General features: G+C 44.5%; 2 protein-coding genes. One reads left to right on the top strand and one right to left on the bottom strand.

What is annotated here, in order from left to right:
• A partial coding sequence (locus R7O13_RS29275; RefSeq protein WP_318305510.1) for an HAD family hydrolase occupies positions 1-350 on the top strand: 350 nt, incomplete at its 5' end.
• 111 nt (positions 351-461) lie between these two features.
• Here the strand turns inward: R7O13_RS29275 and R7O13_RS29270 are convergent.
• The coding region (locus tag R7O13_RS29270; RefSeq protein WP_318305511.1) for a ferritin-like domain-containing protein at positions 462-575 on the bottom strand (114 nt) is incomplete at its 5' end.

Raw genomic sequence — 575 nt, 5'->3', positions numbered from 1 at the left:
ACTTGGAGAAAAAAACGATTAAAACCGCCATCGTGACGCGAAACTGCCTAATTGCAACACAAAGAAAATTGGAACATAACCAAATCACCGTTGAGCAAGTGATCACGCGTGAATGTTATCCACCAAAACCCGATCCTTTATCGCTACAAGTACGCGCCAAGGAGTGGCGTTTGATGCCAAATGAAGTGCTGTATGTCGGTGACTTCCTTTACGATTTGCAAGCTGCGTACAATGCACAAATGCCGTCTTGTTTGGTGCATCACGGCATCACTGAACAATTTCAAAATTCGGCATCACTTGCGGTGAGAGAACTGTCCGATTTGCTGGCGTACTTTGAATCAGCGCACTGATCCCTTTGTCCGAAAAGCTCAACGAATTAGATTGCCAATTCACAGAGACAAAAAAAGGAGCACTCATGTGCTCCTTTGGCTTATTCCCGAATCGTATGTAAATGTTTGAACTTAGCCTTGTAGGTAAGCGTTAAGCATCCACATCAGTTTTTCTTGCTCACGGATGTAGTCACCCATCAGTGCCGCAGTACCTTCATCGTCTGCTTCACCAGCGTTTTGTAAAAT

The organism is Vibrio sp. Y176 (assembly GCF_033438945.1).
Note: the sequence above shows the minus strand (reverse complement) of the source record. Positions and strands in the feature narration are given on the sequence as shown.